Source organism: Shewanella surugensis (assembly GCF_023284005.1).
GTDB lineage: Bacteria > Pseudomonadota > Gammaproteobacteria > Enterobacterales > Shewanellaceae > Shewanella > Shewanella surugensis.
The window spans coordinates 38,543-44,542 of sequence record NZ_JAKIKS010000036.1 but is presented as its reverse complement, the minus strand read 5'-3'; the positions used below and the strand labels follow the sequence as shown (position 1 = coordinate 44,542).

General features: G+C 35.7%; 5 protein-coding genes and 1 pseudogene. 5 read left to right on the top strand and 1 reads right to left on the bottom strand.

Annotated features, from left to right (window positions below; translation table 11 throughout):
- Nucleotides 1-106, top strand: a pseudogene (locus L2764_RS11050) (IS1595 family transposase); the annotation flags it as partial.
- Here L2764_RS11050 and L2764_RS11045 read toward each other — a convergent pair.
- Nucleotides 63-890: an efflux RND transporter periplasmic adaptor subunit gene (locus L2764_RS11045; RefSeq protein ID WP_248940272.1), complete on the bottom strand. Its 828-nt coding sequence runs from the start codon at nucleotides 888-890 to the stop codon at nucleotides 63-65. The pseudogene L2764_RS11050 and the gene L2764_RS11045 overlap by 44 nt on opposite strands.
- 325 nt (nucleotides 891-1,215) lie before the next feature.
- On the opposite strand from L2764_RS11045, the gene L2764_RS11040 reads away from it, so the two are divergent.
- The 4 genes from L2764_RS11040 (at nucleotide 1,216) to L2764_RS11025 (ending at nucleotide 6,000) form a co-directional block, all read left to right on the top strand.
- The gene (locus tag L2764_RS11040) at nucleotides 1,216-2,391 is read left to right on the top strand and encodes a BtaA family protein (protein ID WP_248940271.1); all 1,176 of its coding nucleotides are present in this window, start codon (nucleotides 1,216-1,218) and stop codon (nucleotides 2,389-2,391) included.
- Nucleotides 2,375-3,004: a class I SAM-dependent methyltransferase gene (locus L2764_RS11035; protein ID WP_248940270.1), complete on the top strand. Its 630-nt coding sequence runs from the start codon at nucleotides 2,375-2,377 to the stop codon at nucleotides 3,002-3,004. Before L2764_RS11040 ends, L2764_RS11035 begins: the two co-directional genes overlap by 17 nt.
- A 23-nt stretch (nucleotides 3,005-3,027) precedes the next feature.
- Nucleotides 3,028-4,773: a methyltransferase gene (locus L2764_RS11030; protein WP_248940269.1), complete on the top strand. Its 1,746-nt coding sequence runs from the start codon at nucleotides 3,028-3,030 to the stop codon at nucleotides 4,771-4,773.
- A gap of 69 nt (nucleotides 4,774-4,842) precedes the next feature.
- Nucleotides 4,843-6,000, top strand: a complete 1,158-nt coding sequence (locus L2764_RS11025) for a patatin-like phospholipase family protein (RefSeq protein WP_248940268.1) — start codon at nucleotides 4,843-4,845, stop codon at nucleotides 5,998-6,000.

Genomic DNA, 6,000 nt, shown 5'->3' with positions numbered 1-6,000 from the left:
TCGAAGGTTCTCGCTTGAAGACATGTTGCCACGATTTATGTATGTCGCACTACGAACTGCTCCTATGCCACAGAAGTATTTAAGCATGGCTGAGCTTTATGGGTAATCAGGTATACTTTTGCCACATAATAGTGAGGAACAGTATTAAAATTAGGCACTCTTTCTCCTAACTCAGCTTGATATATTAATTCTCTCATCACATTGACATCATCACCCACTCTGATCCGAGTACGGTATTTTTGTGGAACAGAGAATTCGACCCGTAATCGTGTTTGAGATTGCAACGTGGCTAACACATCGCCAATAGTCACTTCATCGCCCACTTCCACTTGCGTTAATCCCAACACGCCATCGAACTCGGCAATATTGCTCGCCAAAGCTAACTTCTGTCCCGTGGTGGCTAAAGCGGATTCATCATTATGATATTGGCTTTTTGCTTGAATAAGCTTTTCTTCTGACACAGCTCCTTTTTTATAAAGCTGCTGCAAGCGTTGATATTCAAATTGACTACTTTCCAATTTAGCCTCAGCTTCAGCAAGCTCGGCTTTCAAGACTTCAGGGTTAATTTGAAATAACAAATCGCCTTGCTTTATTTGGGTACCCGATTGCCCCACCATTTGAGTGATCCGCCCCGTCATTTGCGCTTTAACCGTGATCCCTTCAAAAGATTGCACTGTCCCCACAGCAAAAAGCTCTGTCCCCCAAAGCTGAATCTTCACTTTATCAATTATCACAGAAACGGGTAGAGAGGTTTTCAGGCTGGCTTGCTGCTTTTTATCTACTAGAATGGATTTAATGAAATAAAGACTCACTACCACCACAGTCAAAATGATAATAGTAATAATAATATTACGTTTATAACTTGAAACAGTACCATCAATCCGAGTCAAAAAATATCCTTAATAGTACTAACAATTCCATTTATAGAGTGTAGAAGGACAATACCATTTATCAAGATATCCCTGATTATTCCCAGATCTCAGCAATAACCGAAAAGAGCTCTCTCAAATCAATACCTTTAGGTAATTGTGACACATAGCCTATATTAGTAGGGTTATTAAAGGAAAGAGGTAAATAGACATTTACAGCCAAAGGGAAATTGAAAAAAGATAGGCTGATCCATCAAAGGTAAAAGTAGAGTAGTACCAATTTAAATTTTTATCATGGCACTACCTTTTTTCTTATATAAAATAATCAACAGGCTACCATAATTTTATGAGCTATTTCTTTAAAAAACTTACTAGTCAACATATTGTTTATAATGCAGTATGGGAAGATGCTAGAATTGATCGAGCGCTATTAAATATTGACAAAAATGCCAATATATTGACCATTACTAGTGCGGGCTGTAATGCATTGAACTATCTACTTGACGATCCCAAGCACATCGACTGCATTGATTTAAACCCATGTCAAAATATGCTTTTAAATTTAAAAAAAAGTAGCTTTGAACAACTGGAATTCTCAGATATAAAAAAGCTTTTCTTTCATGGTTCTCACCCTGAATTTGAACATATTTTGCAAGAACTCTATGCCACAGGTAAATTACCCACTCAAGAATATCAATTCTGGCTTAAACATAAAAAACTCCTTAACGGTAAAGGTCTCCGCCCTTCCTTTTATTATTATGGAACTAGTGGCGTCGCAGCATTCATTATTTATCTAATAAGTAAATTCATCCCTGGTTCACGTCAAGCCCTCGAAGCTTTTTTTCATGCTGAAACTTTAGAAGAACAGCGTAGCCTCTACAAAACAAAAATCCGTCCCGTTATCTGGAACCCCATCACACGCTTATTATTTAAAGTACCTTGGGCTTATCATCTATTGGGCGTACCTAAAGCTCAGGTTCAAATTATTAAAGACCAATTTAGCTATAATCTTGGTGAATTTACCATTCAACAAGTTGACCATATCGCCATGAATATATCGACTAAAGACAATTATTTTTGGCGAGTCTATGCCTTAGGTTGTTATTCAGAAATAGCAAAGCCAGAATATCTCGCCAAAGAAAATTTTAAAAAAATAAAGCAACGAGTCAATCGAGTCCATACTTTTACCACAACCATTACTGAATATTTAAACCAAACCAACACAGTGTATAGCCACATGATTTTACTCGATCATATGGATTGGATGTATCAAGATAGTGACTCTTTACGCTCAGAGTGGCAAACAATATTAGCGCACACAGATGAGGGTTCAATCATCCTCATTCGAACTGCAGGTAATCAATCTTGGTTTATACCTGAATTTATCCAGCGACACTTTGATTTTGAAACTCAAAAAATAAAAGTCGACAGCTTACATTTACAAGATAGAGTTGGCACTTATGGGTCAACACATTTAGGGGTACGAATAACAAAGAGAGTTCCACATGCCAACGTCGCCTAATGCTTTAAAAAAGACCATAGAGAATTATTATCGATTCCATTCCCTGATCTATGACTATTCCCGTTGGCCCATTCTTTTTGGGCGTAATCAACTCATCCGCAATGTAAACCTAGAACAACACTCATGTCGTATTCTAGAGGTGGGGTGTGGTACCGGCTATAACTTATTGCGTATTCACCAACGCTACCCACATGCTCATCTAACCGGATTAGATACTTCTGCTCATATGTTATCGAAAGCAAAAAAAAAATTAGCAAATTGTTCCACGATTACATTTAAAGAATGTCTATTTGAAAAGTCCGCATTTAATATCAATGAGCGCTATGATTTAATCATCTTTTCTTATTGCTTATCTATGTTTCATCATAATTGGAAACAAGCAATTGACGATGCCAATGCCTTGCTATATTCAAAAGGACAAGTCGCAGTGGTCGATTTTGATTATACAAACTATACTATGACAAGAGATATCTGGGAAGGCGTTCATGTCAAAATGGAGGGACACCTTTCCCCTTACTTCCACCAAACATTTTCTAAAAGTAAAAGTAAGAGCATTTCTTGTTATGGTGGTTTATGGCATTATTTTTTTTTCATTGGCCAGAAGTTGGACTAAGAAATTAATATTGGATTTAAAAAATGGAATATATCAAAGTTGATCTCAATCATTCTCAGCTTGTATTATCTTTTCAAAAAATACAACATTACGTACATAGTAAAAATATTAACAATACTCAAAGTAGCAGTCATGAATATATGAATCAGTTAAATGATACCATTTACAAGGCATTTGAACACATTGCCAATACTCAGGATATCTACCAAGCTATTGAACAACACTATCCAGGTTTCAACATTGAACCTGTCTATGCAATGAATGAAATTTATGTCTCCAGTAAACAAGCACAAGGATCCGATAAGGTTTTTATTACCAATCACATTGATGGCCCTTTTTATCTATTCCCTTTATGCACTTTACTACGAGGTATCATTGTCATTGAACAACACCAAACTGTTATCAATCAATTTCCAATGGCGCATCAACATTTCATTTTAGAAACCTTCCAAGCGCTCTTTTTTGATTATAATCGAACACTACATCGAATTGATATTAACAGTACTGAACAAGATAATAAAGATAATAAAGATAATAAAGATAATAAAGATAATAAAGATAATAAACGCATTGTTTTAAAAGTACATTTCTCTCTCGCACCAAAATCCATTAACTGCTTAATGTCACCTTTTAAGAAAATTAATACCCTTTATAACACCTATGCAAGAAGCGCTTTCATTCATTCGATTAACATAGAAAATAAAAAAAACAAAGGGTTGTCAGGAATTATTAACACCTGTACCTTACTGTGGCAATTCTTTGAAAGCTATATCGGTTTCTTCGCTCTCTGGTTATTAACATTAATTCTTATCTCAACCTCTCTCAATCAAGAGCTGACTTTAACTCCCCTTATTTATAGTGTTAGTTTTATTCACTACGGCACTTATTTATACTCTTATATATTCCGTCGAGTCATTTATGGAAAATTTCTCCGCGATGCGATCTTTTTTAAAACACTCTCATTTAGCTTATTATTCATCCTATATGGATTAGAGAGTATTGAATTATTTTCAATAATATTGGTTCTTACAGGTATCTGTATTGCAACACTCGCCTATTATCGCCTTGGCAAAATAACCTGTTATTTTGGGAAACAATTTAATCAGCCTACTTCAGGTGAAAATAAGAAATTCCCCTATGGCACGATCCCTCACCCTATGATTTCAGGCACCATCATTGCTCTACTTGGTATGCTACTGAATCCCAGTTTCCGCGACCAATGGTGGCCACTGCTGCTAGGACATATTTTCGCTTATCTATGCGTACTATTTGTCGAAATTAAAGATATGCATATTTCATCACAGAAACTGAGCATAGAACAACTCACTAAGGAATTCATCAGCTCGCATCAAAAAAAAGCGAACCTCCTCATTCATTCTTTAACAATATCGTTAGGTCTCATTGCACTATTTAGTTTTTTAAACCAAATATCCTTACAACTTTTCGACTCAAATATTCTTTCGGGAACATTCATTGTATTTTATGTCCTCTTTTTGTATTACACCACTTCAACTCATATCGCCACTGCAAGTTGCTTTTATGTATTGCCCCTGTATTTCTGTACGCTTCTATTTTCCTTTATGAGCCCAACGTTAGCCTTATTATTACTCATAACATGCTACATTGTTCAAGAATCAAGTCATTATCTCTTTGGAGAAAAAACCATGAGTTCTCGATATAAAAATGAAAGAAATGCCTTAATAAAATACCTATTACAAACCTGTTATCTACCCGCTTTATTCATTCAAGCCTGTTTATTCAATAAATAATGCCAACTTTTCTACTGCAAACAGAAATAATATCGATGATTTATCTGTACTCACGAAAGGAGTCAAACAGTGTTTAAATTTGCTTGTTCGGTCATAATCAGTTTGATCCTTCTTATCTCATTTATTTTCTATGGAGAGTTGAGTTCAACTTCCACGCAATTCACACGCCACGAAGCAATAACTAAAACTCTTCCTGTTACACATCGTATAGCCGATATCAACAACAACAAAAATAAAAAAATAATTTTTATTTTAAGCATTGATGGCGGTGGCATGATGGGATTACTGCCTGTTAAACTACTTCAATATATAGAGTCTCAAGCACAACAACCTATTCATGACATTTTTGATTTAATTGTTGGAACATCGAGTGGCGCAGTCACAGCCGGATTTACCTCGCTAAAAAATACAGATAATCAAGCTCGTTTTCCCATAACACAGATTCTTAATATGTATCGTTACCACAGTAAAGGCCTATTTGAGTCTTCAATTAAACATACGATTTTATCTCTCGATGGCTTACTCGCTCCCAAGTATTCAACCCGAAAAAAATATACTCTATTGGACACCTATCTGTCTCAAATTACACTGCAAGAGGCATTCGTCCCCATAATGATCCCCGCTGTCGATGTTGAGCATATGCAAGCCATGTTCTTTAAAAGTTGGGAGCATCAACATTATTTCTTCATGAAAGATATACTCTCTGGTGCAACTAATATGCCTGCACTTTATGCTTTTACCGATATTTACTCTTTAGATAATACAGTACAATATACACTGATTGATGGCGCAACCTTTATGGACTCACCGACCATACCCGCTTGGTTAGCGGCTAAGGAACTATACCCAAATAAGCACTATATCATTGTTTCATTAGGAGCTGGCTCAGTAGCCAATAATCACTTTATCAGCATAAAACCACAAATGGGCATATTACAATGGAATATCAATTTATTAAAAGTAATTGGTTTTGCTGATATAAAGTCGAGCGATATTATCATGCAGTCGATGGTTAATTTACCCGGCACAAACATCATCAATTATTACCGTTTTGATACCATACTCGATATGAATACGGTATCGGCATTTAACACTTCATCCCAAAATATCGAAACATTAGAGCGCTACGGACAACAGATGATAGAAGAAAATAAAAACCAACTAAATGAACTAATCCAAAAAATTATCGATAATAAAGCCTATTCGAAAAATGAGCGATTACACTGA